General features: G+C 62.8%; 29 protein-coding genes and 1 pseudogene. 15 read left to right on the top strand and 15 right to left on the bottom strand.

Annotation, left to right across the window (positions count from 1 at the left end):
- Nucleotides 1–4 precede the first annotated feature (4 nt).
- From ispE to FKL89_RS02540, 3 genes are read right to left on the bottom strand one after another with little or no spacing between them, the layout of a single operon-like run.
- Nucleotides 5–910: a 4-(cytidine 5'-diphospho)-2-C-methyl-D-erythritol kinase gene (gene ispE / locus FKL89_RS02550; protein ID WP_156861156.1), complete on the bottom strand. Its 906-nt coding sequence runs from the start codon at nucleotides 908–910 to the stop codon at nucleotides 5–7.
- The gene (lolB, locus tag FKL89_RS02545) at nucleotides 895–1,533 is read right to left on the bottom strand and encodes a lipoprotein insertase outer membrane protein LolB (RefSeq protein ID WP_156861155.1); all 639 of its coding nucleotides are present in this window, start codon (nucleotides 1,531–1,533) and stop codon (nucleotides 895–897) included. The genes ispE and lolB overlap by 16 nt, the downstream gene beginning before the upstream one ends.
- Nucleotides 1,534–3,264, bottom strand: a complete 1,731-nt coding sequence (locus FKL89_RS02540) for a tetratricopeptide repeat protein (RefSeq protein WP_162527369.1) — start codon at nucleotides 3,262–3,264, stop codon at nucleotides 1,534–1,536.
- 54 nt (nucleotides 3,265–3,318) lie between these two features.
- Here FKL89_RS02540 and mutM point away from each other — a divergent pair, with 54 nt between their 5' ends.
- On the top strand, nucleotides 3,319–4,164 hold the full coding sequence (gene mutM, locus FKL89_RS02535) for a bifunctional DNA-formamidopyrimidine glycosylase/DNA-(apurinic or apyrimidinic site) lyase (RefSeq protein ID WP_156861153.1): 846 nt from the start codon (nucleotides 3,319–3,321) through the stop codon (nucleotides 4,162–4,164).
- Between the two features lie 121 nt (nucleotides 4,165–4,285).
- Here the strand turns inward: mutM and FKL89_RS02530 are convergent, their stop codons facing one another.
- Together FKL89_RS02530 and FKL89_RS02525 are read right to left on the bottom strand one after the other, a co-directional pair.
- Nucleotides 4,286–6,181: an ATP-binding cassette domain-containing protein gene (locus FKL89_RS02530; RefSeq protein WP_156861152.1), complete on the bottom strand. Its 1,896-nt coding sequence runs from the start codon at nucleotides 6,179–6,181 to the stop codon at nucleotides 4,286–4,288.
- 97 nt (nucleotides 6,182–6,278) lie between these two features.
- Nucleotides 6,279–6,440: a hypothetical protein gene (locus FKL89_RS02525; RefSeq protein ID WP_156861151.1), complete on the bottom strand. Its 162-nt coding sequence runs from the start codon at nucleotides 6,438–6,440 to the stop codon at nucleotides 6,279–6,281.
- Nucleotides 6,441–6,497: 57 nt separating this feature from the next.
- Here FKL89_RS02525 and FKL89_RS02520 point away from each other — a divergent pair, with 57 nt between their 5' ends.
- The 3 genes from FKL89_RS02520 (at nucleotide 6,498) to FKL89_RS02510 (ending at nucleotide 9,326) form a co-directional block, all read left to right on the top strand.
- Complete coding sequence (locus tag FKL89_RS02520; RefSeq protein ID WP_156861150.1) at nucleotides 6,498–8,192, top strand: long-chain-fatty-acid--CoA ligase; 1,695 nt, start codon at nucleotides 6,498–6,500, stop codon at nucleotides 8,190–8,192.
- Between the two features lie 59 nt (nucleotides 8,193–8,251).
- Nucleotides 8,252–8,440: a helix-turn-helix domain-containing protein gene (locus tag FKL89_RS02515; RefSeq protein WP_272953724.1), complete on the top strand. Its 189-nt coding sequence runs from the start codon at nucleotides 8,252–8,254 to the stop codon at nucleotides 8,438–8,440.
- 214 nt (nucleotides 8,441–8,654) lie between these two features.
- Nucleotides 8,655–9,326, top strand: a complete 672-nt coding sequence (locus FKL89_RS02510; protein ID WP_156861148.1) for a hypothetical protein — start codon at nucleotides 8,655–8,657, stop codon at nucleotides 9,324–9,326.
- A 114-nt stretch (nucleotides 9,327–9,440) separates the two neighbouring features.
- Here the strand turns inward: FKL89_RS02510 and FKL89_RS02505 are convergent, their stop codons facing one another.
- Nucleotides 9,441–9,806, bottom strand: a complete 366-nt coding sequence (locus FKL89_RS02505) for a Rap1a/Tai family immunity protein (protein WP_156861147.1) — start codon at nucleotides 9,804–9,806, stop codon at nucleotides 9,441–9,443.
- A 290-nt stretch (nucleotides 9,807–10,096) separates the two neighbouring features.
- On the opposite strand from FKL89_RS02505, the gene FKL89_RS02500 reads away from it, so the two are divergent.
- The 6 genes and pseudogenes from FKL89_RS02500 to FKL89_RS02480 all read left to right on the top strand — a co-directional run bounded on the left by FKL89_RS02500 (nucleotide 10,097) and on the right by FKL89_RS02480 (nucleotide 14,558).
- Nucleotides 10,097–10,540 carry an NUDIX domain-containing protein gene (locus FKL89_RS02500; protein ID WP_162527368.1) on the top strand — a complete coding sequence of 148 codons (444 nt, stop codon included), beginning with the start codon at nucleotides 10,097–10,099 and terminating at the stop codon, nucleotides 10,538–10,540.
- Nucleotides 10,541–10,710: 170 nt separating this feature from the next.
- A complete protein-coding gene (locus FKL89_RS02495) occupies nucleotides 10,711–12,252 on the top strand; it encodes a M23 family metallopeptidase (protein ID WP_156861145.1) in 1,542 nt (513 codons plus the stop codon).
- A 214-nt stretch (nucleotides 12,253–12,466) separates the two neighbouring features.
- Nucleotides 12,467–12,823, top strand: a pseudogene (locus FKL89_RS20535) (DUF4124 domain-containing protein); the annotation flags it as partial.
- Between the two features lie 18 nt (nucleotides 12,824–12,841).
- Entirely contained in the window at nucleotides 12,842–13,468 is a 627-nt protein-coding gene (locus FKL89_RS20300; RefSeq protein WP_238363468.1) for a hypothetical protein, read from the top strand.
- Between the two features lie 72 nt (nucleotides 13,469–13,540).
- Nucleotides 13,541–13,927, top strand: coding sequence for a VOC family protein (locus FKL89_RS02485; protein ID WP_156861143.1), 387 nt, complete (start codon nucleotides 13,541–13,543; stop codon nucleotides 13,925–13,927).
- A gap of 34 nt (nucleotides 13,928–13,961) precedes the next feature.
- Entirely contained in the window at nucleotides 13,962–14,558 is a 597-nt protein-coding gene (locus FKL89_RS02480; RefSeq protein WP_156861142.1) for a GNAT family N-acetyltransferase, read from the top strand.
- On the opposite strand, the gene FKL89_RS02475 is transcribed toward FKL89_RS02480, so the two are convergent.
- On the bottom strand, nucleotides 14,521–15,255 hold the full coding sequence (locus FKL89_RS02475) for a 2OG-Fe dioxygenase family protein (RefSeq protein WP_156861141.1): 735 nt from the start codon (nucleotides 15,253–15,255) through the stop codon (nucleotides 14,521–14,523). The genes FKL89_RS02480 and FKL89_RS02475 overlap by 38 nt on opposite strands.
- A 12-nt stretch (nucleotides 15,256–15,267) precedes the next feature.
- Between FKL89_RS02475 and FKL89_RS02470 the strand changes: the two genes are divergently transcribed.
- Nucleotides 15,268–16,035 (top strand): pyridoxine 5'-phosphate synthase, encoded by a 768-nt coding sequence (locus tag FKL89_RS02470; RefSeq protein ID WP_156861140.1) that lies wholly within the window; start codon nucleotides 15,268–15,270, stop codon nucleotides 16,033–16,035.
- Entirely contained in the window at nucleotides 16,025–17,059 is a 1,035-nt protein-coding gene (gene pdxA, locus FKL89_RS02465) for a 4-hydroxythreonine-4-phosphate dehydrogenase PdxA (protein ID WP_156861139.1), read from the top strand. The genes FKL89_RS02470 and pdxA overlap by 11 nt, the downstream gene beginning before the upstream one ends.
- Before the next feature lie 141 nt (nucleotides 17,060–17,200).
- Here pdxA and FKL89_RS02460 read toward each other — a convergent pair whose 3' ends face one another.
- From FKL89_RS02460 to hemC, 3 genes are read right to left on the bottom strand one after another with little or no spacing between them, the layout of a single operon-like run.
- A complete protein-coding gene (locus FKL89_RS02460; RefSeq protein ID WP_156861138.1) occupies nucleotides 17,201–18,172 on the bottom strand; it encodes a 2-hydroxyacid dehydrogenase in 972 nt (323 codons plus the stop codon).
- Nucleotides 18,173–18,205: 33 nt separating this feature from the next.
- Nucleotides 18,206–19,045: a uroporphyrinogen-III synthase gene (locus FKL89_RS02455; protein WP_156861137.1), complete on the bottom strand. Its 840-nt coding sequence runs from the start codon at nucleotides 19,043–19,045 to the stop codon at nucleotides 18,206–18,208.
- Nucleotides 19,046–19,067: 22 nt separating this feature from the next.
- Nucleotides 19,068–19,997: a hydroxymethylbilane synthase gene (hemC, locus tag FKL89_RS02450; protein ID WP_156861136.1), complete on the bottom strand. Its 930-nt coding sequence runs from the start codon at nucleotides 19,995–19,997 to the stop codon at nucleotides 19,068–19,070.
- A gap of 103 nt (nucleotides 19,998–20,100) precedes the next feature.
- On the opposite strand from hemC, the gene FKL89_RS02445 reads away from it, so the two are divergent.
- From FKL89_RS02445 to FKL89_RS02435, 3 genes are read left to right on the top strand one after another with little or no spacing between them, the layout of a single operon-like run.
- On the top strand, nucleotides 20,101–20,643 hold the full coding sequence (locus tag FKL89_RS02445) for a thioredoxin domain-containing protein (protein ID WP_162527367.1): 543 nt from the start codon (nucleotides 20,101–20,103) through the stop codon (nucleotides 20,641–20,643).
- Nucleotides 20,640–20,852, top strand: coding sequence for a hypothetical protein (locus FKL89_RS02440; RefSeq protein WP_156861134.1), 213 nt, complete (start codon nucleotides 20,640–20,642; stop codon nucleotides 20,850–20,852). The genes FKL89_RS02445 and FKL89_RS02440 overlap by 4 nt, the downstream gene beginning before the upstream one ends.
- Nucleotides 20,849–21,217 (top strand): VOC family protein, encoded by a 369-nt coding sequence (locus FKL89_RS02435; protein ID WP_156861133.1) that lies wholly within the window; start codon nucleotides 20,849–20,851, stop codon nucleotides 21,215–21,217. The genes FKL89_RS02440 and FKL89_RS02435 overlap by 4 nt, the downstream gene beginning before the upstream one ends.
- Before the next feature lie 27 nt (nucleotides 21,218–21,244).
- Here FKL89_RS02435 and FKL89_RS02430 read toward each other — a convergent pair whose 3' ends face one another.
- The 5 genes from FKL89_RS02430 to ccoG form a co-directional block, all read right to left on the bottom strand.
- On the bottom strand, nucleotides 21,245–21,934 hold the full coding sequence (locus FKL89_RS02430; RefSeq protein WP_156861132.1) for a sulfite exporter TauE/SafE family protein: 690 nt from the start codon (nucleotides 21,932–21,934) through the stop codon (nucleotides 21,245–21,247).
- A 63-nt stretch (nucleotides 21,935–21,997) separates the two neighbouring features.
- Nucleotides 21,998–23,356: an oxygen-independent coproporphyrinogen III oxidase gene (hemN, locus tag FKL89_RS02425; protein WP_162527366.1), complete on the bottom strand. Its 1,359-nt coding sequence runs from the start codon at nucleotides 23,354–23,356 to the stop codon at nucleotides 21,998–22,000.
- Nucleotides 23,357–23,538: 182 nt separating this feature from the next.
- Nucleotides 23,539–23,796 carry a hypothetical protein gene (locus tag FKL89_RS02420; RefSeq protein ID WP_156861130.1) on the bottom strand — a complete coding sequence of 86 codons (258 nt, stop codon included), beginning with the start codon at nucleotides 23,794–23,796 and terminating at the stop codon, nucleotides 23,539–23,541.
- A 53-nt stretch (nucleotides 23,797–23,849) separates the two neighbouring features.
- Nucleotides 23,850–24,347, bottom strand: coding sequence for a FixH family protein (locus FKL89_RS02415; RefSeq protein ID WP_156861129.1), 498 nt, complete (start codon nucleotides 24,345–24,347; stop codon nucleotides 23,850–23,852).
- A gap of 4 nt (nucleotides 24,348–24,351) precedes the next feature.
- A complete protein-coding gene (gene ccoG, locus FKL89_RS02410) occupies nucleotides 24,352–25,752 on the bottom strand; it encodes a cytochrome c oxidase accessory protein CcoG (RefSeq protein ID WP_395707257.1) in 1,401 nt (466 codons plus the stop codon).
- Nucleotides 25,753–25,766 lie beyond the last annotated feature (14 nt).

Raw genomic sequence — 25,766 nt, 5'->3', positions numbered from 1 at the left:
AGCCTTAAATTATAGCACTGTCTGTTGCTGAAAGCGCCATCGCGAACAGCGGATGCCGGGCGATGGTGCGGACGGCCCAGCTTTGCCAGCCTGACTGCTCAAGTTGTCGCGCGATTTCGCTGGCGGCCTCGTGATTGTGAGCCCTCGCAAACACGCAGGCGCCGGAGCCTGTCATGCGCGGCGCGATGCCGGGCGGGCACAGATGTGCCAAGTCCGCCAGCAAGGCGCCGATGCGCGGCTCCAGCCGTTCGGCCACCGGCTGCAGATCGTTATGACCGTGGTCCAGCATGAACACGGCGCCCGCGTTGGCCGGTGTGTCGCGCTTGAGCTGCGGGTCGGTGAAGACGTTCGCCGTCGCCACACCTGCGCCGGGAAAAGCCAGCACGTAATCTGTCACCGGCATCGTGACCGCGAGCAGGCGCTCACCAACACCACGCGCCAACGCCGGCCGACCGAACACAAAGAAGGGTACGTCAGCACCGAGACTGGCCGCTACTTGCTGCAATGCTTCGCGCGATTGGCCCAGCCCCCACAGTTGATTGAGTCCCAGCAAGGTAGTGGCGGCATCCGAGCTGCCGCCGCCCAGACCAGCGCCCTGCGGGATGCGTTTGCTGACCTGAATATCAACCCCGAGCGCACAGCCCGTGGCCGCCTGCAACGCCCGCGCCGCGCGGCAGCACAGCTCGTTCTGCTCGTCCAGGCCCGGCGGCGGATCGACAAGGCGGACGACACCATCGCTGCGCCGGGTCAACCTGATCGTGTCAGCCAGGTTGATCGGCACAAACACGCTTTCCAGCAGGTGATAGCCGTCAGCGCGGCGCCCGGTCACGTGCAAAAACAAGTTCAGCTTGGCCGGCGCCGGTAGCGTCAGCGATTGCGTGGTGCTCGCCGACGTCACGGCGCTGCCCATTCGTCGATCACCCAGCGCACTTCAACCTCGGGCTGCGCCGGCAGGCTCCAGCGCATCCGGCGCGGCGCGCCGGTGTCAGCCTGCCGCGCACCGATTTCAATGTCCCAGCCGGACTGCCGGAACCTCAGCGGCCAGCCGGCAACATCCCGCTCGACCGCAGTCGCCTGCTCGCCAGCGGCTGGCAACCCCTGCAACCATGCCGACAGCGCGGCGTCCTGCACCGGCAAATCGATCATTGGGCGCAACAGCTCGGCAACGCTGGTCGCGACCTGGCGCCCGCCGTTGGCGTCGGTCAGCGTCACCACACCGCCCTCAGCGACCACCTCGGCCAGCGCAGTGCCTAGCGGTGAGAACAGGCTGAGTGTGCGTCGCGCGGGCGTTTCGGTATAGCGGAACTGGCCGCTCGCCTGCTCGCGCTCCCCCTTTGCACTGAACCGCCCCGCCATCGAAAACTGCGCTCGCGGCGTGATCATTGTCGCCGTCGCCGGTGCGGTCGATGGTGTTGCCGGCGGCATCGTGGCCACGCCGGCACAACCCGAAAGCGCCAGCAATGCGGCCAGCGGCCAATACCACCACCGCCCGACGCGGACCTTGCCCGCGTCGTACCGCAAGTTGCCGGTCATTCAGCGCTCCAGACGCGCCATCGTCTTTTTCAGGATGTCGCTGTCCGGCTGCGCTTTCAGTTGTGTCTGCCAGATGCCCCGCGCCTCATCCTTGCGGCCCAGCGCCCACAGCACTTCGCCGAGGTGGGCGGCGATTTCGCCATCCTGAAACTTGTCGAACGCCCGCTTCAGATAGGCCGCAGCATCTTCCAGCCGGCCCTGCCGGAAGGCAATCCAGCCCATGCTGTCGAGGATTGCGGCATCATCGGGTGCCAGTTCGTGCGCTTTCTCGATCAGCGTGCGTGCCTCATCAAGATTGATGTTGCGATCAGCAAAACTGTAGCCAAGCGCGTTGTAGGCGTGGGCGCGCTTCGGTTGCAGTGCAATCACCTTGCGCAACCGCTTCTCCGCCTCGTCCATTCGATCAATGCGCTCGGCCAGCATCGCGCTTTCATAGAGCAGGTCAGCATCTTCACTGTCGACAACCAATGCTGCGTCGAGTGCCTCAAACGCCTTCACGTTCTCGCCAGCATCGCGCCATAACGCCGATTCAGTTTGCGCCAGACTCAAACGCTCCAGCGCGTTACCGGGCTTCAACGCACGCAGGTGCGCCACCGCCTGCAGCATCTGCTTGTCCTGCGCCAGCGCGTTGGCCACGCGCAGTTGCGATTCCCAGTAGCGCTCGCTCGGCGGCACCTGCGAGTAGCGCTCAACAGCCTCTGCCCAGCGCTTCTGGCTTTCCGAAATGCGGCCCAGGTAGTAGCGCACTGCCGCCGGGTCGCCGCGATCAGCCTCAAGCGCCTCGCTGAATTCGCGGTCCGCCGTCACCCAATCCTTGGCGTGATAGGCCGACAATGCTGCCGCCAGACGCATCTCCTCGGCATCTTCCTTGCCTTCGTCAGCCAGCGCGAGGAAGCGCTTGCGCGCTTCTGCGAAATTTTCCAGATCGAACTCCGTGCGCGCCGCCAGCACCCGCAGTTCGCGGCTGTCCGGCGCGGCGGCAATCGCCTTTTCGAGCACCGACATCGCGGCGGCGCGATCGGCGGCGCCCTCTTTACCGGCCGCCGAACGCGCAAGCAGCAGGCGCGACTTCACCGCCACGGCCTGCGGCCAGTCCGGGCGCAGCGCCAGCGCACGGTCAATCGCCAGCATCGACTCGTTAATGCGTGCATTGTTGTTGCCCGTGCTTGCCACCGACAGCGCGTAATACGATTCCGGCAGCTTCGGCAGACGCTCGGTGAACACCGACGCCAGCTTCACAGCCGCATCGCGGTCGCGGTACTGCGCCAGCTGTCGCGCCACGTCCATCACCGCCTCGGCCCGCTTCTCCTCTGGCAACGACAGTACGCGGGTCACCGCCTGCTGCGCGCGAGTCTCGTCCTGACTGGTCAGGGCCAGCGCCAGTGCGATCTGCAGCGGACGGATGGCGTCCGGATCGGCGACCTGCCAGAGTGCGGCGATTTCCTTCGCATCATTCACCCGGCGGGTGCGCACCAGCAGATCCACCGCCCGTTCGGCCACCTTGGCATCCTGCGTGCGTTTGGCGACCTCGTAGTAAGTCGCGGCGGCGCTCGCCACATCGCCCTGCTGCAACGAGAACTCGGCAGCGAGGATACCCATCACGACGGCACGATCATTCACCGCCTGCGACGACATGGGCCGCGGCATCTGTGCCTGCGCGAGGGGCGCAAACAGCGTAACAGCGCCCGCAGTGGCAAGCGCAACAGGAATAGCCAGATGACGATATTTCATGGCGGCGAGCATACACCCGCAAACCTGACTGGACGCGGCCTCTACACTCACGGCATGCCGGAACTTCCCGAAGTAGAAACTGTCTGCCGGGGCCTTGCCCCAACCCTCGTCGATGCCCGTATTGACGACGTCATCGTGCGTGAGCCGCGGCTGCGCTGGCCAGTGGCGGCGGACTTCGCCGAGCGGCTGCGCGGGCGCCGCATCGAGCGCGTCGAACGTCGCAGCAAATATCTGCTGTTGCGCCTCGCGGGCAGCGACTCACTGACGCTGCTCGCTCATCTCGGCATGACCGGCAGCTTTGTCGCGCGCCCCATTGCCGCCGGTGACAACGTGCCATTGCGCCTGCACGACCACGTCGACTTTCGCCTGGATACAAACGCTGGCCACTATCTGCTGCGCTACAACGATCCGCGCCGCTTTGGCTCGATGCACGTATTTACCGGGGCAGACAGCGACCAGCCGCTGCTCGCTCACCTCGGCCCCGAGCCGCTCACCGATGCGCTGACCGGTACCTATCTCTTCGAGCAGACACGCCGCCGCCCCGGCCCGATCAAGCAGGCGCTGATGGACAACACGCTGGTGGTCGGCGTCGGCAACATCTACGCCAACGAATCCTTGTTCCGCGCCGGCATTCACCCGAACCGCGCGGCGAACCGCGTGTCACTGGCGCGCTACGAGCGGCTGGTGCAGGAGGTGAAAGCAGTGCTGGCAGAGGCCATCGAGGCCGGCGGCTCCACGCTGCGCGACTTCGTCAATGCCAGCGGCGAGCCAGGTTACTTCCAGCTCGACTACTTCGTCTACGGCCGCGACGGGCAAGCGTGCAAGCAATGCGGTGGACTGCTCAAGCTCATGCGCCACGGTGGGCGTGCGACGGTGTATTGCCCGAATTGTCAGAGGTAGACGTTGTGGCGGTCGCAACCGCGATGGAGCGAAGCGGAATCGAGGCACTTTTCCGTCGCTAACGGTTGCCCTCGATTCCACTTCGTTGCATCGAGGCTACGGATGGCGGCGAATCAATCGCTCATCGCGACGCCAGCGCCTCCCACTGCTCCATGGCGGCGAAGATGAGTTCGTCGAGTTCGCCGACGCGTTTGGCAGCTTCGGCGGCGCGCTTCGGGTCACTTTGAAAGATGGCGCCGTCGGCGAGCAGTGTGTTGAGCTCGGTCTGTTCGGTCTCCAGCGCTTCGATGCGGCCGGGTAGCGCGTCGAGTTCGCGCTGCTCCTTGTAGCTGAGCTTGGCGCGAGCCTTCGCCGGCTCCGCGCTCGCGTTGCGTGCGGGCGTGGCAGCTGGCGCGCGCGCGGGGGCGGCCGTCTGCTCCGGCGCGACCAGGCTCGCCATCACGCGCGCCTGGGCCTGCCAGTCGGTGATACCGCCTTCGTATTCGCGCCACAGGCCGTTGCCTTCGGCGACCAGGCAACTGGTGACCACGTTATCGAGAAAGCGCCGGTCATGGCTGACGATGAACACCGTGCCCTCGTAGTTGGCCAGCTTGTCTTCGAGCAGCTCCAGCGTGTCGATGTCGAGATCGTTCGTCGGCTCGTCGAGCACCAGCACATTCGCCTCTTTCGCGAAATGCCGCGCCAGCAGCAGGCGATTGCGTTCACCGCCCGAAAGCATCTTCACCGGCGCGTTGGCGCGCTCCGGCGGGAACAGGAAGTCCTGCAGATAGGTCATCACATGGGTGCGCTTGCCGCCCACCTCGATCCAGTCGCTGCCCGGCGAGATGAATTCGCCGAGCGTGGCGTTCTCGTCCAGCGCGTCGCGCATCTGGTCGAAGTACGCGATCTGCATGTTCATGCCGGTGCGGATCTTGCCGCTGTCCGGCGCCAGCTCGCCGAGGATCAGTTTCAGCAGCGTCGTCTTGCCGATGCCGTTCGGGCCGACCAACCCCACCTTGTCGCCGCGCAGGATGGTGGCGGTGAAATTCTTCACGATCACTTTGTCGCCGAAGGCTTTGCTGACGTCGGTCAGCTCGGCGATCACCTTGCCGGACTGCGCACCACTGGTGATCTCCAGCTTCACGCGGCCGAGCGTTTCGCGCCGTGCCGCGCGCGTCAGCCGCAGCGCCTCCAGCCGCCGCACGCGCCCCTCGTTGCGGGTGCGCCGCGCCTCCACGCCCTTGCGAATCCACACTTCTTCCTGCGCCAGCAGCTTGTCGAACTTGGCGTTGACCGTGGCCTCAAACTCCAGCTGCGCCGCCTTCTGCGTCTCGTAGGCCGCATAGTTGCCGGGGAAGGTAGTGAGCTTGCCGCGATCCAGCTCGATGATGCGGGTGACCACGTTATCGAGAAACGCGCGATCGTGGCTGATGATCACGGCGCTGCCCTTGAAATTGCGCAGCAGTTCCTCCAGCCAGGCAATCGCCGCGAGGTCGAGATGGTTGGTTGGTTCATCGAGCAGCAGTAGATCGGGCGAGGCCACCAGCGCGCGGGCGATGGCAACCCGCTTCTTGAGCCCGCCGGAAAGCGTTGCGACCTTGGTGGCGGCGTCCAGCGAGAGCTGCGTCAGCGTGGTGGTGACGCGCGATTCCCAGGTCCAGCCGTCGAGCGCGTCGATCTCGTGCTGCATGTCAGCCAGCTCATGCGCGTCGCCGCCGGCAGCGGTCATCGTCTCGTAGAGCCCGCGTAGCGCCCGTACATGCCCGAGGCCTTCGGCAACGGCGTCAAACACCGTGGCGTCGGGCGCAAACACCGGCTCCTGCGGCACCGTGGTCACCCGCAGGCCGCTTTGCTGCGCCATCGCGCCGTCGTCCAGCGCCTGCACGCCGGCCAGCACCTTCAGCAGCGAGGTCTTGCCGGCGCCGTTACGGCCGATCAGGCCGATCCGTTCGCGGGTTTCAACGGCGAAATCCGCACCATCGAGGAGCGCGGCGAGACCAAAGGCGAGGTGGGCGTTTTGCAGAGTGAGAAGAGCCATCCGCAAAGTGTAGTCGGCAGGCATTCATCTTTTTTCTCAAACGGCGTCTGCATTGGGTTTGCCACCGCAATTAGCAAAAAGTCGACTATTAGCCGAATTACGATTTTTGCCCATATCCAATCAGGCTTTCAGCCAAAAGATGATCGACTGTCGCGCGCCAGTTCAAACGCGCAAATTGCTGCACCGCAGCCAAAATTTGCGCTGCTATCATGCCCTGCAAAGCGTTGCGCTGCTTCACATTGCGCGCAACGGCAATCACTGACCACCGACGCCGCGCACCGACGCGCCGTCGCACTGTTTCAACGAGGAGGAACCCGTGGACAAACCCTGGCTGAACAACTATCCGGCCGGCGTACCCGCCACCATCAAGTACGACCAGTACAGCTCGATCGTGCAACTGCTGGAGGAGAGCTTCCAGAAGTACGCCCATCGCGCCGCCTTCAACAGCATGGGCAAAAACGTCACCTATGGCGAGGTGGACGAACTCTCCCGCGCGCTCGGCGCCTACCTGCAAAGCGTGGGCCTGCAGCCGGGCGACCGCGTCGCCTGCATGATGCCCAACGTGATCCAGTACCCGGTCTCGGTGGCAGCCATCCTGCGCGCCGGCTTTGTGGTGGTGAACGTCAACCCGCTCTACACGCCGCGCGAGCTGGAGCACCAGTTGAAGGACTCCGGCGCCAAAGCCATCGTGATTCTGGAGAACTTTGGCGCCACGCTGCAGCAGGTGCTCGACAAAACACCGGTGAAGCACGTCATCCTTGCCGCGATGGGCGACATGCTGGGCTTCATCAAGGGCTCGCTGGTCAACTACGTGGTGCGCAAGAAGAAAAAGCTGGTGCCCCCGTTCTCGCTGCCCACGGCCGTGAAGTTCAACGACGCCATTGCCCGCGGCAAACCGCTGGCGCTGTCCCCGTCGAAGGCGAAATTCGAAGACCCGGCCGTGCTGCAATACACCGGCGGCACCACCGGCGTATCGAAGGGCGCCACCCTGCTCCACCGCAACATCGTGGCCAACGTGCTGCAGTCCGAGGCGTGGATGCAGCCGGCGCTGACCAACCCGAAAAAGCCGAAGCCGCCGGAGCAGCTCACCACCGTCTGCGCGCTGCCGCTGTATCACATCTTCGCCTTCACGGTCTGCTTCCTGCTGGCGGTGCGCACCGGCGGGCTGGTGATCCTGATCCCGAACGCGCGCGACTTCCCCGGCACCATCAAGGCGCTGAAGGGCTTCAAGATCCACATGTTCCCGGCCGTCAACACGCTCTATAACGCGCTGCTCAACGAGCCCTCGTTCAAGGAGCTGGACGTGAGCGACATGCGCGTGGCCAACGGCGGCGGTATGGCGGTGCAGAAGGCGGTGGCCGACAAATGGCTGGCGGCCACCGGCTGCCCCATCGTCGAGGGCTACGGCCTCTCGGAGACGTCCCCCTCCGCCACCTGCAACCCGACCGACACTGACGCCTACTCCGGCACGATCGGCCTGCCGCTGCCGAGCACCGAGATCGCCATCCGCGATGACGACAACAAGGACGTCAAGCAAGGCGAGCCAGGCGAAATCTGCATCCGCGGCCCGCAGGTGATGGCGGGCTACTGGCAGCGCCCCGACGAAACCGCCAAGGTGTTCGCACCGGACGGCTTCTTCAAGACCGGCGACATCGGCGTGATGGACGAGCGCGGCTACGTGAAGATTGTGGACCGCAAGAAGGACATGGTGCTGGTATCCGGCTTCAACGTCTACCCGAACGAGGTAGAGGATGTGGTCGCCAGTTGCCCCGGCGTGCTCGAGTGCGCAGTGATCGGCGTGCCCGACGAAAAATCCGGCGAAGCGGTCAAGGTGTTCATCGTCAAGAAAGACCCGGCCCTCACCGAGCAGCAGGTGCGCGACTACTGCGAAGCCAACCTCGCTGGGTACAAAAAGCCGAAGTACATCGTCTTCCGCGCCGATTTGCCCAAGACACCAGTAGGCAAGATCCTGCGCCGCGAGCTGCGCGACATGGAGAAGAAGGCGGCGTAGTTGCCCGACTGATAGTTGCGCCTCCGCAACATGTCACAAAACGGCCCTACGGGCCGTTTTTGTTGGGTGCGTTCAGTGCGCCGTGCGGTATCAGGCAAGCCGAAGTCGCCGAGCGCATGGGCACCAGCCGGTCCGCCGTGGCAAGACTGGAATCGGCCAACGCAAAACACTCGCCATCACTTGCCACTCTGCAACGCTACGCACAGGCGCTCGGGTATCGCGTGCAAGTGCGGCTAGTGCGACCGTAGCGGCGTCGCGACCGAACCGCGCAGGCAGCAAAGCAGCCCACCTACACGATTAGCCTAGCCGATCTGCTAAAAAAAACTGGTTAGCAGCGCTCTGTACCAAAAGCTCTGAGACGTCACGAAAATGACGTCAAGCTCGCATTTCTGAAACGCGCGACAACATAACCATGCGGGCGCAAGACACATTTCGACAGCGGTTTAACACCAAGGCACCACCATGGACTTGCGATTCTTTTTAGCTCAGAGGGTAAGTTTCATTCGGTGGTTCTACGAGATGTCGTCAGTACCGTTTGTAGAACGAAAGCGCCAGATTTCTGCGGCCGACGAGCCGTTCATTCCTCCACTCGGCGATACCTCCGAACCACCGTTTTTGGCGGAATGGATAGATGCGGAAGAAAGTCTCCAACTACTCGGGCGTCTTTGCCTATCGACTCTCACGTCAGTATTTCATTTGTATCTGAAAACAACGGTGGGTCGGGTGGGAGTAACTTTAGATGCATCGGATAACGCGGCCTTCAAGAACGGATGGTTTGCAGGCTACCAAGCATATTTTGCACGTCGTCTTTGTATTCAATTTGCTGACAGCCCGTGCGGGCTCAGGCTATTTGAAGAAATTGTTCTCGCGCGAAACAGAACGCAACATCCTGATTCAATAACAAACTGTAGGGCGCACTACTCGATAAGCGATCTAGAGAAGCTATGCACACCAACGCTGATCCAGGAGAATTTCGCTTCAACGTTCTGCGACTGGAACGAGGAAGAACATATTTGGTTCGCTGCACCACCAATCGACGTTACCAAGGAAAAGCTGTTTGCTGCCCTACTTGAGGTCGAGCGTTTCGCAGGATGGGTAGAACGGGAGCTGCAGAAACGCCTCGTGATTACCTGAAACGGTGGCAATAAGTGATACCACTTTCGATCAATGGATTTGCATAGAAGGGTAGACGCGCTGGACTAACAAATTCACTGCCTCTGCGAAGTTGCAGCGCCTCTCAATTCATGACTATTTCCGGCACGGAAACGCCGACGACAATGCATTGGACACAAGATCACTAGCTTGTTGATCCCATTTATTCGGGTTTTCACGGAAATACTTCTTAACTACTGCGACCGCTTGTCCGATTGTCACATACGACCGCCCACAGAATGCCGTGCCATTAGCTGTATCGTGCACACCGGCAACAAATCCCAAAAGTAGGCCGCTCTTTTGAAAATCCGAAGGGCTAGCGTTCGCGCTTTCTACTCTGTCGTCAGCATCGACAAGGTCCTTCAGTCTAGCTCCATTGAAATACCCAGCATTTGCTTCGCCAGCAATCGCGATGGCCATCGCCACGAGGATCGCATGAGGGAAAACATTTGAGGCCGACATCTTGCTAGTACTCCAAGTGCCTGTTCGATTGGACTGAATTGTGGCGTGGAAGGCAACTTGCGATACTGCAAATGCCTTCCGAATTTGTCGTTAGCGCAACGTGCATTGTACGTTCCCAATACGTCTGCCAACGTGATTGCAAGACTCGGTTCGACCTCCTTGCCACACGTCCGGGCTGTACTCAAAGGGGCTCGACTTTTCGCGTTGCTTCGCCGACTCGAAGTGAAGGATTCCGAGGAACACCGTGTCAAAGCCTAATACCTTGTCAACCAAGGACTTCGCTCGTCCCCATGCAACACCTAATCTCCACCGGCGTAATCATCGAGCACGAGGACCGCGTGCTGCTGGTTTGTCACGTCAAGCCGGGCGCGTATGACTTCTGGGTGGCGCCGGGCGGGGGCGTGAAGGGGGCGGAGACGCTCGAGACCGCAGCCACGCGGGAGGCGCGTGAGGAGGCGGGCGTGGAGGTGGCGATTGGCAAGCTCCTCTACATCGAGGAGTTCTTCAGCCCCGAGTGCCGCACCGTCAAGTTCTGGTTCGCCGCGCGGCTCACCGGCGGGCACCTGGACTGCACCCACCCCGAAGCCGTGGCCGAGCACATCACCGAGGCCGCGTGGCACCCACTCGTCAGCCTCAACCAGCTCACCGTATTCCCGGAGATGCTCACCACCCGCTACGTCACTGATCGCGAGATGGGGTTGCAAGCCCCATCCGTCTGCCGTTGCGGGAGATGACTTTCTGGTGAGTCGTCGTTTGCAGCCGAAAATCGCCGCGATCCGGCCGCGCAGCGACGCGGCTACGTCGGGCGGCCGTTCTCGCACAGGTTGTCTGTCGTGATTCGCCGCTCTCGTTTGCTATCCTGCCCAGCTTGCACGACGGGCGCGTGTTTGCAAAGAGCCAGGCGATGACAACCACACTTTTTTCGGTGATGAGACCAATCCAGCGGCAACGTCGTCGATATCTCGCGCCGCTTGTCGTCGGTGTGCTGGCAAACGCGCTGTACGCTGCACCGGCAGTTGCCGCGCCAGTCGATGCAGCTGCAGCCCTCACCGACGCCGAGCTGGTGTGGGACACGCGCGTGCTGGACGTGGCGGAGGCGCGGCGCATCGTGGCGCAATCGGCAAAGCTGGCGCCTTGGGTTGACCGGGTGATTGATCGTGCTGGCCGCTACAGCGTGAACCCGCGGCTGCTGGCCTTGCTGGCGGACGAGAGCGATTTGCTGGGCAATCTGGATGGGCTTGACAGCACTGCGGCTGGCGAACGGCTGGACCAGTTCGTCGGCGCTGTTTCGCATATGTTCGAGACCGGCCGTAGCCAGCAGGACGGCGGTATCGCGCGCACCCGCGCACGGGTGCTGGCGCTGGCAGGGCAGAGTTTTGGCGCACGGGCGGTGGCGGCGACGTTTCTCGCGGGCGATGGCGATGCGCGCAAACTGAGCGAGCGCTGGCGCACGCGCTACGGCGCACCGCAGGTTGCCGTTGAGGCCGAATCAGAAAAGGCAGCGCCCGCGCTCTTCCTGCGCCTGCCCTGGCTGGCCGGGCAATCCGGCTGGAGCTTCAACGGCGTGCACACCACATCCGGCAGTTGCAACCCCACGCCCTGTGCGTCGCCGCAATCGTCCATCGATTTCTCGCGAGGCTGGCCGCAGTGGACCACAAGCACAACCAATGCGCCTGTGCATGCGGCGCATGGCGGTACGGTCACTGTGTACTCTTCGTGCAATGTTCGCGTGACCAATGCGAACGGCTGGGCCACCAACTATTACCACCTGTCCAATGTGGCGGTGAGCAACGGTGCCACGGTAGTCACCGGCCAGCGGCTGGCAGACTATGCCGACAATCAGGCGCAGGCGCTCTGCCAGGGCGGCAGCTCGACCGGGCCACACACGCACGTGACGTTGCTCGCCAGCGGCGCGCAAGTGGCGATTGACCAGAGCGAGTTCTCGGGCTGGCGCATCAATGCCACCACAGTGACTGCTGACTACGACAGCAACTGCACACGCATGAACCTGACGCGCGACGGCATCACGGCCTGCGCCTACAACGGCTCCAGCCCGACCAGCTGGGCGATGCACACGTTGCCGGCAGGGCATCCGTCAAGCAAGATTTGTGATCTCGACATTGATGGCAGCGGCACCGTTGAGCCGGATCGCGATGGTGTGTTGCTGCTGCGTTACCTGTTCGGCATGCGCGGTAATGCGCTGATTGCCGGCATCAACCAGGCAGGCGCGGCGCGCACGCAACCGGCAACGATCGAGAGCTACATAGCCAGCAAGGACTATGACCTCGACCGCAGCGGCAACACGCTCACGCTGCACGACGGCACCATCGTTCAGCGTGCCATGCGCGGCGTAACCAGCAGCGCGCTGGCTAGCGGTGTTGGGCCGCTGGGTACGTTGCTCAATGGAGCCTCGGGAGTGGCGGCGTATGTGGCGGGGTGCCGATAGCGTCGGGCCGTCATTGGCTGCTCGGTGACCTTCGAGGTGCGCTTACGAAGCAGCACCGGAACGTTGCCCAGGATTCGCTGCCGGGAATAGTCCGAAACTCGATCCTTATCAAGCGATGGCGCAAACAAGGCGCGCTCCACGTGAAGTGCGGACTCTATACTTTCCACGCCTGACATCGGCGATCACGCTGGTGTCGAAACGCGGCTGCGGGTGAATGCACACCAGTGTGCGGAATCATTCCCAAGACGTCCCAACCACAACACAAGTGCGGCACCGGTTGCTTCCTGTGCCGCAAGCGATTGACTGGAATCCTCTTCTGCGAATGAGTACTGAACAGACCCGGCGCGATCACCAATCGCGGCCCACCCCGTCCTGCCACGCACTTGACGCTACACACGTGCTGGACCGCATGGCCATTGGCTTGCGTGTGCTCTTCCTGGCAGGTGTGATGCTGGGCGGTGTCGCTAACGCTCAGGTGCATCGCTGCCAGTCGGCCGACGGCAAGGTGACCTATTCAGATCAACCGTGCGCGGGTGCTGCGGTGGCGCCTGCGCCGCCAGCCACGCCCGCGCCGAAATCGCGACAGGCGATGGACAAGTTTCATCAGATCGCCGAGGAGAACCCGAAGCCCCCAGCCCTTCGCGAGAAAAAGAAGGAATGCGACGCTGGTAACGCAAGCGCATGTGCCGAATGGGACAAGATGGAGCGCGCTTACTACAAGTCACTGACCCAGAAACTCGAACCCGTTGCGCGGAATGTGAAGTCACATCTGACCGACGAATGCCTTGCCGGTGACAAGGGCGCCTGCTCGCAGGCCTGCCCTTCTGCCCAATCGACCGGCGAGCGACACGAACTGCGTTTCCTCGCCGCTTGCGCAAAAGCACTGCAGCGCGATTCCGGCAGTTTTTGGCAAGTCAGCAAAGGGGCGGTGCGAGGCAATAAACCGATTGAGTTGGCCTACGCACGGCGTATGCCGAAGAATCCGGTTCTGGACAATGAGCTTGAGCTGCTCTGCTTTCGCAAACGTGCTTCGGCCACAGAGGCTCTGCTTGACAGCTTTTACGTCAAGGAGACTTACGCTGTCGACACGGCATCGGGCGCAGTGAGCGGAAATGTCTATGTGACATCTGGTCAGTATGGAGTGGCACGGTCGAATGCACCCGAGCCGACGTTTAACTCCATCGACGAGTGGGCCAACAGAACCTGTCCGCGCTAGTGCGCTGACCGGAGCGTTACTCGCTCCCAAACGCGCTACGCTAGGCACTCATCAATCCAGCAGGGGATCACAATGAAGCGCGTTACCGGCATCGGTGGAATCTTCTTTCAGGCGCAGGACCCGGCAGCGATGCATGCCTGGTACAAGGCTCACCTGGGCATTGACGTGCAAAGCTGGGGCGGCACGGCATTCACCTGGGCAGACGGCGACGGCAATGCAATGAAGGGCACGACAGTGTGGTCAATTGGCAAGGCTGGTGGCGATCACTTCGCGCCAAGCAAGGCGCCGTTCATGATCAATTACCGCGTTGATGATCTTGATGCACTGCTCGCGGCGCTGCGCGCCGAAGGCTGCAACGTGCTCGACAAGACTGACGACTCGGAATACGGCAAGTTTGGCTGGGTGATGGACCCCGAAGGTAACAAGGTGGAGTTGTGGCAGCCGCCGGCCGGACAGTAACGTTGCCGGTTTGCACTTCGTTACGGCAAACTCTGTGAAGCCATTTTCTGATGTTGCGCTGCTGACGCCAAGATTGCGGTTGCGGCCGCTTGCCGCCACCGACGCCGAACCACTTTACGACATCTATTCCGACCCCGATTTCATGCGCTACTGGAGCTCGGCACCGTGGACATCGATGGATCAGGCAACGCAGTTAATTGAGCGTGATCTGCGTGAACTGGCGGCCGGTGAACACGTGCGGCTGGGCATCTTTCTGCGCGATGGTGATGGGTTGATCGGCACCTGCTCACTCTTCAATCTCAACGCACAATGCCGTCGTGGCGAAGTGGGTTATGGCATCGCCCGCCCGCACTGGCGCAAGGGCTACATGTTTGAGGCAGTCAGCGCGCTGATTGGCTTTGCTTTTGGCGAACTGGATTTGCACAGGCTTGAAGCGGATATTGATCCGCGCAACGCCGGCTCGGCCCGCAGCCTGGAGAAGCTTGGCTTCATCCGCGAAGGCTTGTTGCGCGAGCGCTGGATTGTTGGCGACGAGGTTTCTGATTCGGCGCTGTATGGCTTGCTCGCGCGAGACTGGCGCCACGCAAGCCTAACTACACCGGATCCTGAAAGCCGCTGCGCCGATAAGTGATCACCAGCGTGTCGCGCACGCCCGGCTCACCATCGGGCTGGATAGGCGTGGTCTCGTGGATGACGCGGGCGTCGTCGAGCAGCAGTACGGACCACGGCTCGGTCAGCGTGAAGCGCACGCCACTCGGGCCGTGCGCGTCAAACACGCGCGACTCGCCACCCTTGACGCCACGGCGATTGACCAGCACCACAGCAACGAAATCAACGCCATCACGGTGCGCGCCTTCGGGCGTGGGGCGACCGATACCCTCAGCCGTATCGATGCGGAACTGGTGTGCTTCGATGTACCACCGATCCGGCGGCGCGCTGAGGGTGCTGGCGCAAAGTTCGCCGACACGCAGGATGAAGGTGCGCCAGGTGGTGTCGGTAGATACTTCGGGCGTGACCGGCTCAAACCAGCGTTCGATGCCGCCATGCAGCGCGTTGTAGTCCACCGGCTGCCAGTGCGCCCGGTGCGGCACGTCGCCTAGCGTGCCGGCGGCGATGGTCTGCACATACGACGCGTGCCGCCGTGAGCGATAGCGCCCACCATCGCGCAGGTATGCGTCACGCGGCAGCGCTTCCCAGCTCGGGCGCAGCGGGTCAAGCGCGGCGGGCGTGATGCCGGTAACGGCGCTGAGCTGCGCCGGTGCGATCAGGCAAAAGCCTCGCGCCTGCATTTCTTGCACAATGTCAGTCTTGTTCGCAACCGTTTGCATGGTTTACCTGCCGTGACTCATTTCTCTGCCAACATCAATCGCATCGCGCTGCTGCGCAACAGCCGCGACAACGGCTTGCCCGATCTGGTCGCCTGCGCGCGCATCGTGCTCGACGCCGGTGCTGATGGCATCACCGTGCATCCGCGCCCTGACGAGCGGCACATCCGCGCCAGTGACATGCAGCCAATCGCCGCGCTGGTGCGCGAGTACCCCGACCGTGAGTTCAACGTCGAGGGCAATCCGCACCACAATCTGGTGCAGATTGTAGAGAGCCTTGCCGCGGCGAACCTTGCTCCACGGCAAGTGACGCTGGTGCCCGACGCGCTGAATGTGCCCACGTCCAATCGTGGTTTTGCAGCAGGCGCCGAGATGGATGCCGTACAGCCGCTGATCGCGCACTTCAAGGCGATGGCAATGCGGGTGAGCGTGTTTGTGGACGCCGATGTCACGGCGGTAGTTGCAGCCCGTGCTGCTGGCGCGGATCGGATCGAGCTCTACACCGAGCCTTACGCACACGCGTGCGCGCAGGTCAGCAACACAGCCGCGAGCGCCACCGTGCGTGAGGCGCTGCAACCGTTCGCCGATGCTGCGCGCAAGGCGCGTGAGGCGGGCCTCGCGGTCAACGCCGGGCATGATCTGAACCTGCACAATCTGCCGCTGTTGCTGCGTGATGTGGCGCCGGACGAGGTGTCGATCGGCCACGCCTTCATCGCCGATGCGCTGATGATGGGGCTCGCGGAAACCACGCGGGCGTATTGCCGCATGTGTCATGGCGTCTGACCGCGCACTGGCCGACAGGCCTCTGGCGCTGACGCCGGGCGACCCGGCCGGCATCGGGCCGGAGATTGTCGCCAAGGCGCTGGCGCATGACGCCATCCTGCGCGGCCGTGTGGTCGTGGTGGGCGACCCACTGCCGATGCGTGATGCGCTCACCCGTTACGCGCCGAGGTTCCGGCTGCGTGAGGTCGATCTGCGCGACAGCGACGCCCTGCCCGACGATCTGCAGGAGCACGAGATTGCGATTCATCCGGTGCCCTGTCTAAGCGCCCTGCCCGAGGCTGGCAAGGTGGGTGCGGACGCCGGACGCGCCGCTTATCAGGCCATCGTGGCCGCAGCGACACTGAGCATGGACGGGCACTCCTGCGGCATGGCGACGGCGCCGATCAGCAAGCTCGCGTTGCGCGCGGCGGGGGTGAGCGAGCCGGGCCACACTGAAATTCTCGCCCGGATTGCCGGGCGCAGCGGTGATGACCAGTTTGCAATGATGTTCGCCAGCGAGCGCCTGCAGGTGGTGCTGGCGACGATCCATCTGCCGCTGGCCGATGCCCTCAAGGCACTGACGCCAGAACTGGTTCTCGCCAAATTGCAGCTCACCCACGACGCCGGGCGCTGGCTCGGCAAAGCGTCACCACTGATCGCAGTGGCAGGCATCAACCCGCATGCCGGTGAAGCGGGCATGCTGGGCGACGATGAGTCGCGGGTGCTGCTGCCGGCGATTGCGCAGGCGCGCGCGCTGGGGCTGCGGGTGACTGATCCGCTGCCGCCGGACACCGTGTTCATGCGCGCCCGCACGGGTGAATTCGACGTGGTGCTGGCGATGTATCACGACCAGGGCCTGATCCCGGTGAAGCTGCTCGGGCTCGACGCGGCGGTGAACGTGACCATCGGCCTGCCGTTCCTGCGCTCCAGCGTCGATCACGGCACCGCGTTCGACATCGCCGGGCACGGCGTCGCCAGCGAGGCGAATCTGCTGCATGTGCTGCGCTGGCATCTGGCGCGGATTGACGCAGCCGATCAGCCCTGATCGGACTAATCAACTTTTTACTCAAACCCGCATCGGAATTGGGCTAGGCAGCCAAATTGATGCAAAGTCGATTTCTTGCCATTTATACGCTTGAGCCCCAAGCGAATGGGCATTTCACCGCAAAGCTATCGGCCTTGCGGCCTACGGACTGACCTTGCCTGCCAGCTCCGGCACCAGCGTTTTCACCGGTTTGCCGGCAAAGTGCAGAGCGAGATTTTCGACAGCGAGATCAGCCATTGCCTGCCGCGTTTCGTGCGTGGCGCTGGCCACGTGCGGCAGCAGCACCACGTTGCGGCGGTTGAACAGGGCTTCCGGTACCTTCGGCTCGGCCTCGAAAACATCCAGGCCGGCGCCGGCGATGGTGCCCGCCTCAATCGCCTTGACCAGCGCGTCCTGATCTACCACCGAACCACGGGCGACGTTGATGAAGAAACCGGTCGGGCCGAGGGCCTGCAGCACCGCAGCATTGACCAGATGCTTCGTGGCGGCACCGCCGGGCGTGATGGCGATCAGCACATCGACGTCGCCCGCCATCTCGACCAGATTGCTGTAGTAGGTGTAGGTTACGTCCTGCTTGTTGCGGCCAAAGTAGGCCACGCTCATCTTGTGCGCCGCCAGCCGCTCGGCAATGCCCTTGCCGATGCGGCCGAGACCGATGATGCCCACCGTTTTGCCCCACAGCGAATGGGTCAACGGATACTGGCCCTTGAGCCAGTCACCCGCTTCAACGAACTTGTGGGCGCCGACGAACTGGCGACAGGTCATCAGTGTCAACGCCACGGCGGTATCGGCCACCTCGTCATTGAGCACATCAGGTGTGTTGGTGACCTTGACTTTTGCCTCAGCGCAGGCGGCGAGCGGCATGCCGTCGTAACCAACGCCGAACACACTGATGATTTCGAGATGGGGGAATTTGGCGAGCTGGTCCGGCGCCAGTTGCGAGCCCCCGAAGGCCACCATGCCGCGCGTGGTCGGTGCGATCTTCGCGATCAGCGCGCGGCGCGCCTCGGCGTCAGCGGCACCATGCAGATCATGCACGGTGAAATTCTCGTGCAGCGGTTTGGCGAAGAACGCGGGCAGCGGGGCGATGGCGACGATTTCAGGCTTTGACATCAGTTTCTCGGAAAAGCAGTTGAACAGCAGATATCAATGATGAGGTAGCTCGCTGTCGGCTCGTTGCAACAGCGTCGCAATCAGGCCGGCGTCGCCGGCCGGCGTCTCGATCACCTGGTGAAACCCGGCGGCTCGCGCCGTGGCGGCGATACGCGGGTGGCTCGCCAGCACCGGCAAGTTGAACAGCCGAGCCGGGCGATCGGCGGCCGGCACCAGCGGTACCAGATGTGAAATGGCGTCGCTGCTCATCGCCGAGATCGCATTGAGCTGGCCGCCGCGTAGCAGTTCGAGCAGACCAGTCGGTGGCGTGTTGGGGGCACGGCGGTGATAGGCCGTGACTGCACTCACGGTGGCACCGCGCGCCGTCAGGGCCTCGCGCAGCAGCTCGCGACCGTCGTCGCCGCGAAAGATCACGATGCGCTTGCCGTTGACCGCTGCCGCCTGCAAGGAAGACAGTGCCAGCAGCCCCTCGCTGTCAAAGCTTGATTCCGGAATCTCAACGGCCTCGACACCGCGCGCTGCCAGCTCCTCGGCGGTGCCCGGCCCGGGCGCATACACATGCAGGCCGAGCGGCAATTTGCGTGGCGCGGCACCCAGCGGCGCCAGCGTCATCTCGGCAGCGCTCGGGCTGACAAAGATCGCCGCGTAGCAGCGGGGCAAATCGGCGAGCGCAGCAGCAAGCGGCACGCCGTCTGCCGGTGGTTCGATGATGGTGGTGGGGAACACGTAGGGCGTCGCGCCAAGCGCGGCGACACGAGCCGCCGTGCGCGAGGCAGGCATCACCGGCCGGGTGATCAGCAAATGCACCCCGGTGAGCGGCCCGGTGTTGCCGGCGGTCGGTGTCGACTGCAAATGAAAATCAGTACCGGCCATGCTGCTCAATTCCTTCGTCGCGCTACACGCTCAAACTGGCGATGATGCGATCAGCGCCCTGTGCCTTCAGCGCCGCCGCCACCTCCTCGCCCAGTGCCTCCGGTGCGTCTGGTGTGCCGAGGGCCTCGGCGGTAACGTACTCACTGCCATCCAGGTTGGCAACGAAGGCGCGCAGCCGCAGCGGCCGTTCGCCATCCACCCAGTCGGCATAGGCGCCAAGCGGCAGCTCGCAACTGCCACCGAGCAGCCGGCTGACCGTGCGCTCGGCAGTGCAGGCAATGGCGGTAGGGGCGTGATCGAGCTCGGCAACCAGATCGGCGGTGTCATCGTCGTCGGCAACGATCTCGATGCCAAGCGCCGCCTGACCGGGCGCCGGCAGCGACTCCTCGATCGGAATGCGGGCACGAATACGATCACTGAAGCCCAGCCGGATCAGGCCGGCGGCGGCGAGGATGATGGCATCGAACTCGCCAGCGTCGAGCTTGGCGAGGCGGGTGTTGACATTGCCACGCACCGGCTTGAAATCGAGCGTCGGGTAGGCGCGTTTCAAGACCGCCGCACGGCGCAAACTGGAAGTGCCTGCCACCGCCCCGGCCGGCATCGCGGCCAGTGATTCGTAGCGCGACGACACAAAGGCGTCGCGGGCATCCTCGCGCGGCAGGATGGCGGCGAGCGCAAAACCCTTGGGCAGCACCATCGGCACATCCTTCAGCGAATGCACGGCAAGATGGGCGCGGCCGTCCTGCAACGCCACTTCCAGCTCCTTGATGAACAGCCCTTTGCCGCCCACCTTCGCCAGCGGTTTGTCGAGGATCTGGTCACCGCGGGTGGTCATGCCCAGCAGTGTGACGGCGAGGCCGGGAATTACACTTTCCAGTTCGGCCTTGACGTGATGGGCCTGGGCGAGTGCCAGCGGGCTCTCGCGGGTAGCAATGATGAGGGATTCGCTCATGCGGTGCGCAATTGACAGATTGGGGCGGACGAAGACTGCGCCGGACAACGCCGGTGTGGCCACTCGCTGGTTCGGGGCCATTATCGCATCGGTGTTTTTGGCGATGCTGAACGCGCTCCCCGGCCTGGCCGCCGCCCAGAGCGCCAGCACTGCTACCGCAGTGCCCGACACCTCGAAACTGGCGCCCTCCAGCCGCGAGTGGGAGAAGATCCTGCCGCTGGCCGTTGACCTCAAGGCCGACGGTGCTGCCGCCAGCGCGGCGAAAAAACCGATCCTGCTGTTTTTTAATCTGACTGGCTGCCACTATTGCCGCGGCGCCCTGCGCGAAGTGATCGTGCCGATGTATCGCGACGCCGCTTGGCGGGCGGCCGTCGAATTTCGCCAGATCACCATCGACGATGGTCGCAAATTCATCGATTTTGATGGTCGCAGCATCGAATCAATTGAATTTTCAAGAGCGCGCAAGGGCGGGTTCACGCCGACCGTGATGATGGTTGACGGCGATGGCAAATTGCTTGGCGAGCCGTTGGTGGGTATCGCCAATTTCGATTTTTATGGAGCGTATGTGGAAGAGATGGTGAAGAAAGCGATCGCAGCGGTACGTTCCGGCGCACCGGCGACGGCAGAGAAGAAGGCGCAGTCGTGAGCGGTTTTCTTTACTTTGCCTGCGTACTGACCGGCGTGCTGTCTGGCGGTGCCATTGGCATGGTGGCAGGCACCCTGATCGCCAACTCGTCATCGGGCAAGTGGCCGGGTGCCGTGGTTGGCGCCATTGTCTTCACCCTCCTGCTTTTGCGGCTCGGTCGCAAGCTGCATCGGGTGCTCAATGAGCCACAAAACGGAGACAAGTCGTGAGCCGGCAGAAAGTCCTCGGGCTGGGCGGTGTGTTCATCCGGGCCAAAAATGCCGAAGCGCTGCGCAAGTGGTATTTCCGTCACCTCGGGCTCGATATCACCGAATGGGGTGGTGCGATTCTGCAGAACGACACACCGGAAACTTACTGGAGTGTGTTCGAGGAAAAGAGCGACTACATGCCGCGCCGACAGTCGACCATGCTGAACTGGCGGGTAGGTGATCTCGATGCGATGCTTGACCAGCTGCGCGCCGCCGATGTGCGCGTGGAGGACCGGATCGAGGAATCAGAACAGGGTCGCTTCGGTTGGGCCTACGATCTTGAAGGCAACAAGTTCGAGCTGTGGCAGGCGCCAGTCGCTGGCTAGCAAAACCGGGGGCCAGTTCACTCCGGCTCAGCAGAAGAACGAGAACTTGACGCCGTGCAGGCGGTCCGGCAACAGGTAAAGATTCCACGCGACCAGCAGCAGCAAGCCTGCCCCCATCCAGCGTCGCGCGGCTTTGGTCTGCAGGCGGCGCACCGCACTCTGTGACAGCATGCCCAACGCGAGCAGCACTGGCAAGGTTGATGCACCGAAGGCTGCCATGACCAAGGCGCCGTCGAACGGCTGCGCCGCTAGCACCGCCAGACCGAGCGCGCTGTAGATCATGCCGCAGGGCAGCATGCCCCATAACGCGCCGCGCAAAAAGTCGCCCCAAACGCCGCCGCGTGCCGCCGCCCAACCGCGCGCGCCCTCAAGCCCCTGCCAGACACGACGCCCGACCTTCTCGACCGGCGCGTAGGCTTGCTGAAAGCCCATCAGGTACAGCGCAGAAAACAGCAGCAGCAGATTGGGTAGCAGCAACCAGGCGGTCTGCAGCACTTCATTGCGCAAAAAGCTGGTGGCGGATGCGCTGAACATCGCAACCAGCGCGCCGAGCACGGCGTACGTCGTGATGCGCCCGAGATGTGATGCCAGCGGCTGTCGCGGGCGTTCCGGTGTACGCGTGACCAGCGCAAGGGTGATCGGGCCGCACATGGTGGCGCAATGGCCAGCGCCCATCAGCCCCATGAGAATGGCGGACGTCAGCAGGGAAAGCGTCATCGCACTATCCGGTGGCAGCGGACCACTGCGACGCTGCTCGCCACCAGCGCCGGGTGCGTGCCGTCAGGCAATTCGTGAGAACGTGATGACCTGTTCGCGCTTGATGTTCTTGTAAGCATCGAAAACCATGGCAACAGCGCGCAATAGTAGCCTGCCTTGGGGCGACACCGTCAGCCGCTCGGCGCTGCTGGTGATGATGCCGCTGCTGGCAAAGCGAGCCAGATCGGCCTGCTCACTGGAAAAGTAGGTCACCGGGTCAATACCGAACAGTTCGCCGACCGCCCGCCAGTCCACGCTGCCGACGCACATGATCTCCTCAATCACACGGGCGCGAATTTCATCGTCGCGGTTGAGTTTGATGCCACGCACAGTGGCCAGCTGACCCGAGGACACGCGCTCGCGGTAGACATCCATCTGCGGGCTGTTCTGAGCGAACACACCGTTGACGTTGCTGATCGCCGAAACGCCGAGGCCGATGAGATCGGTACTTTGATGCGTGCTGTAGCCTTGAAAATTTCGGCGCAGGGAGCCATCCGCATGTGCAAGAGCGAGCGGATCACCCGGCTTGGCGAAGTGATCGAGTCCGATTGACTGGTAGCCAGCGTCAACCAGGCGTTCGGTAGCGTAGAGAAAGAGCTCAGTGCGCTGCTGGATTGAGGGCAGCGTATCGGTCGGGATGCGCCGCTGTGCCTTGAAACGCTCCGGAATGTGCGCGTAGTTGAACAGGGCCAGCCGATCAGGTTCAAGCGATAGCGCACGCTCCAGCGTGGCAGCAAAGGTTTCGCGTGACTGGATTGGCAAACCATAGACCAGATCGAACGAGATCGAGTTGATGCCCGCCGCGCGGGCCGCCTGCACCGCCTGTGCAGTCTGTTCGAACGACTGGAATCGGTGAATGAGCTTCTGTACGCGCTCATCGAAGTCCTGCACGCCGTAACTTACCCGGTTGAAACCGAGGCCCGGCAACGCGCCGATGTAGGCGGCGTCAAGGTACCGCGGGTCCAGCTCAATGCCCTGCTCCCGGTCCGGCAGGAAGTCGAATTTGCTTTCGAGATCACGGATGAGGCGCGTCAGTTGCGCCACCGACAGAAAGTTCGGCGTGCCGCCGCCGAACGCCAGTTGCACCACCGGCAAGTGCGGTTGCGCCTGCGCGACCAGTGCGGTCTCCAGAGTCAATACGTCGAGATATTCGTCGGCGATCGTCGCGCTCTTGCTGATGATCTTGTTGCAGGCGCAGTAGTAGCAGAGCGAGCGGCAAAACGGCACATGCACGTAAAGTGACACCGGTTTGCGTTGCGCATCGCGCAGTGCACGGTCGTAGTCGGTCGGCTGAAAAGTGGGGGTAAACCGGTCAGCGGTCGGGTACGAGGTGTAACGCGGACCGTTGAGATCGAATTGCTTGAGAACTTCGGCGGGAAACACAGCTGCTTGTTCCGGGCGATGGGAATGAGCCCGCAGTATCGTCGGCCAAAACGCATCGCTCCTTGACGCAAATCAGGCGTGACCGTTACTTACCGCCGCCGGGACGGCAACCTCAACGTCGCGCTGACCCAGCGCAAAATCCCGGCGCCGCCGGCAGCGGGCCGCCAGCACCGCCGTTTCGGCTATCGGCGCGGCGTCGTGTTCTTGTACTTTTCCAGATTCTCGCCGTGCAACCAGAGCGTCAGCAAGCTGGCAGCGACGATGACGATCCAGAACAGGAAAAAGCCGACGGTGTAGGCGGCCTGTCTGGAAACCGCATGGTAGCCAAAGACCTCAATGGTTTCCGGATCAATCAGCGTAAAGATGATTCCATCGGCCAGCGCCGCGCCCAGAAAGGCTGGCCACATGACGGCTCCAATGGTTGCTGCGTCCCACTTCATGCATCCTCCATCGCGTCTGGCTGTGTTTGCGAACCTGAGCGGCGATCCCGTGCTCAGCCGCGACCGGGTATATACAGGGCTTCAGCGCGCCAACTGCGCGCCGGGGCGTCGGTGACGATGATGCGGCGACGCTCTGCGAATGGTGCTGCCAAGGGTACGACGTAGCGCCCTGGTGCTTCCGGGACGACCACCTGGCGGACGTCTCGTGCGGGATCAACCGGATGCGCCAGGATGACTTCGATGGAGCCGGTCTCCTTGCCTGCGGGAAAAGATAGCGTCAACGTGCGCTCGGTCGCCGTCATCACCATCCGGTCCATGCCGAGCTGCTCGGCACGATCAAGCTGCGACAACTGCGCGTTGATCGCCTTGCCCTGCTTGTAGTAGTCACTAGCCACCAGGCCATCCGGGTGCTGCAGGACGAAATACGCGGTAATGACGCAAGCGACGACCACCGCAGCGGGGCCAGCGATCAACAGGCCAGGCCAGATCCACGGGCTGACGGCTTTTGCGGCAGTGGGCGCTGCGGATGAAACGAGAGTTGCGCTATTCATGAAATTACCTCGGGATCAGGAACACTGATTTCTCGTCAACGTGGATCGACGCATCAGTTTCCGACTGTATTTTGAAGCGGATGGGATGACTGCCTGGTTTTACCGTCTCAATTGGCACACGAACAGCGAGCACAGCGGCCGCCGTCGATGCCGGGTCGGCCAGAATCTGCGCGCCGCGGGCAATGCTGATGTCGGGCAAACCGTCGGCAGTCACTACAAATTTCTGCGTCTGCTCCGCAGTATTCATGACGTTCAGCTTGTAGACATTCTCAATGTAGCGCCCTTCCACCTCGCGGGCGAGCACCTGACGATCACGGATGACGTCCACCTTGAGCGGGTTGCGCAACGCCAGCGACATCAGCAACCCGGCAACCAGCAGCACCAGCACGGCGAAATAGATCAGGATGCGCGGGCGCAGCATGTGCTGGCGAATCGCGGCAGCATCCCAGTGCTTTTCGACGGCGTTTTCGGTCGAATAGCGAATCAGCCCGCGCGGATAGCTCATCTTGTCCATCACCGTATCGCAGACATCGATGCAGGCCGAGCAGCCGATGCATTCGTACTGCAGACCGTCGCGGATGTCGATCCCGGTCGGGCAGACCTGCACACACAGCGAACAGTCGACGCAGGACCCAAGGTTGAGCGCCTTGGTGTCGGCGCTCTTTTTGCGGCCGCCGCGCGGCTCACCGCGTTCCTTGTCGTAGGTGACGATCATCGTGTCGCGGTCGAACATCACGCTCTGGAAGCGTGCGTAGGGACACATGTACTTGCACACCTGCTCGCGCATGAAGCCGGCGTTGCCCCAGGTTGCAAAGCCGTAGAACAGAATCCAGAAGGTCTCCCACGGGCCGGTCGTAGCGGTCAGTACCTCGTGCGCCAGGGTTTTTATCGGCGTGAAGTACCCAACGAAAGTGAATCCGGTCCACAGGCCGATCAGCACCCAAGCCAGATGCTTGCCACCCTTGCGCCATGCCTTCTCAAACGACATTGGCGCCTGGTCGAGCTTCATGCGGGCGGCACGATCACCTTCAAATTTCTTCTCGACCCACATGAAGATCTCGGTGTAAACCGTCTGCGGGCAGGCGTAACCACAAAAGATGCGACCGGCGATGGCGGTGACGAAGAACAGCGAGTACGCGGAGACGATCAGGATGAACGTCAGGTAGAGCACATCCTGTGGCCAGAATATCCAGTCAAAGATGTAGAACTTGCGGGCACCAAGGTCGAAGAGCACCGCCTGACGACCGTTCCAGGGCAGCCAGGCCAGGCCGTAGAAGATTGCCTGTGTGACAAACACCATCAGCCAGCGCAGGTTGGCGAAGCGCCCGGTCACCGACTTGGCGTAGATCTTCTTCTGCGACTGGTAAAGCGAAACGACTTTGGTCTCGCCCGTGGTACTGCTCATCATCAATCCATGGT

It is taken from the genome of Casimicrobium huifangae (assembly GCF_009746125.1).
GTDB classification, from domain to species: Bacteria; Pseudomonadota; Gammaproteobacteria; order Burkholderiales; family Casimicrobiaceae; genus Casimicrobium; species Casimicrobium huifangae.
Note: the sequence above shows the minus strand (reverse complement) of the source record. Positions and strands in the feature narration are given on the sequence as shown.

Coding starts and splice junctions, on each gene's coding strand:
- lolB (WP_156861155.1), bottom strand. CDS start 1,533: ATGACCGGCAACTTGCGGTACGACGCGGGCAAGGTCCGCGTCGGGCGG.
- FKL89_RS02485 (WP_156861143.1), top strand. CDS start 13,541: ATGAAGCGCGTTACCGGCATCGGTGGAATCTTCTTTCAGGCGCAGGAC.
- FKL89_RS02530 (WP_156861152.1), bottom strand. CDS start 6,181: ATGGCTCTTCTCACTCTGCAAAACGCCCACCTCGCCTTTGGTCTCGCC.
- FKL89_RS02415 (WP_156861129.1), bottom strand. CDS start 24,347: ATGAATAGCGCAACTCTCGTTTCATCCGCAGCGCCCACTGCCGCAAAA.
- FKL89_RS02495 (WP_156861145.1), top strand. CDS start 10,711: ATGACAACCACACTTTTTTCGGTGATGAGACCAATCCAGCGGCAACGT.
- pdxA (WP_156861139.1), top strand. CDS start 16,025: ATGGCGTCTGACCGCGCACTGGCCGACAGGCCTCTGGCGCTGACGCCG.
- FKL89_RS02460 (WP_156861138.1), bottom strand. CDS start 18,172: ATGTCAAAGCCTGAAATCGTCGCCATCGCCCCGCTGCCCGCGTTCTTC.
- FKL89_RS02500 (WP_162527368.1), top strand. CDS start 10,097: ATGCAACACCTAATCTCCACCGGCGTAATCATCGAGCACGAGGACCGC.
- FKL89_RS02420 (WP_156861130.1), bottom strand. CDS start 23,796: ATGAAGTGGGACGCAGCAACCATTGGAGCCGTCATGTGGCCAGCCTTT.
- FKL89_RS02430 (WP_156861132.1), bottom strand. CDS start 21,934: ATGACGCTTTCCCTGCTGACGTCCGCCATTCTCATGGGGCTGATGGGC.
- mutM (WP_156861153.1), top strand. CDS start 3,319: ATGCCGGAACTTCCCGAAGTAGAAACTGTCTGCCGGGGCCTTGCCCCA.
- ispE (WP_156861156.1), bottom strand. CDS start 910: ATGGGCAGCGCCGTGACGTCGGCGAGCACCACGCAATCGCTGACGCTA.
- FKL89_RS02505 (WP_156861147.1), bottom strand. CDS start 9,806: ATGTCGGCCTCAAATGTTTTCCCTCATGCGATCCTCGTGGCGATGGCC.
- hemC (WP_156861136.1), bottom strand. CDS start 19,997: ATGAGCGAATCCCTCATCATTGCTACCCGCGAGAGCCCGCTGGCACTC.
- FKL89_RS02475 (WP_156861141.1), bottom strand. CDS start 15,255: ATGCAAACGGTTGCGAACAAGACTGACATTGTGCAAGAAATGCAGGCG.
- FKL89_RS02510 (WP_156861148.1), top strand. CDS start 8,655: ATGGACTTGCGATTCTTTTTAGCTCAGAGGGTAAGTTTCATTCGGTGG.
- FKL89_RS20300 (WP_238363468.1), top strand. CDS start 12,842: ATGGACAAGTTTCATCAGATCGCCGAGGAGAACCCGAAGCCCCCAGCC.
- ccoG (WP_395707257.1), bottom strand. CDS start 25,752: ATGAGCAGTACCACGGGCGAGACCAAAGTCGTTTCGCTTTACCAGTCG.
- FKL89_RS02455 (WP_156861137.1), bottom strand. CDS start 19,045: ATGGCCGGTACTGATTTTCATTTGCAGTCGACACCGACCGCCGGCAAC.
- FKL89_RS02540 (WP_162527369.1), bottom strand. CDS start 3,264: ATGAAATATCGTCATCTGGCTATTCCTGTTGCGCTTGCCACTGCGGGC.
- FKL89_RS02445 (WP_162527367.1), top strand. CDS start 20,101: ATGCTGAACGCGCTCCCCGGCCTGGCCGCCGCCCAGAGCGCCAGCACT.